General features: G+C 69.6%; 1 protein-coding gene. It reads right to left on the bottom strand.

Annotation, left to right across the window (positions count from 1 at the left end; genetic code table 11):
- Positions 1-107: 107 nt before the first annotated feature.
- Positions 108-543: oligopeptide/dipeptide ABC transporter ATP-binding protein (locus AC1DWF_RS37875; RefSeq protein ID WP_476843547.1), on the bottom strand; the 436-nt coding region annotated here is incomplete at its 5' end.

The raw sequence follows: 543 nt of genomic DNA on the forward strand, positions 1-543 counted from the left end.
ACATAGCGGCCCTGGCCGCGCAGCAGCCGTTGGTCCTCGCGGCGGCGGACGGAATGGCCGATGCCCATCGGGTTGGAAGAGGGGGTGATATCCATGAACAACCCTGGTCAGGCCGCGAGGTGGCAGGCGGCGGCGTGGCCCGAAGCGAGCTCACGCATGAGAGGGACCTCCACGCGGCATCGCTCGATCGCCATGGGGCAGCGGGGATGGAAGTGGCAGCCCGGTGGCGGGTCGAGCGGGCTCGGCGGCTCGCCCTTGAGCGCCTGGCGCTCCGCCCGGCTGCCGCCACGGCCGGGGAGGGCCGAGAACAGCACCTTGGTGTATGGATGGCGCGGGCCGGCCAGGAGCGAGGCCTTGCTGCCGATCTCTACGATGCGGCCGAGATACATCACCGCGATCCGGTGCGAGAGGTAACCGACCACCGCGAGGTCGTGCGAGATGAAGAGGTAGGACAGCCCGAACTCGCGCTGCAGCGAGCGCAGCAGGTTCACGATCTGCGCCTGGATGGACACGTCCAGCGCGGAGACGGCCTCGTCGCAGATC

It is taken from the genome of Aminobacter sp. P4_D5 (assembly GCF_056401815.1).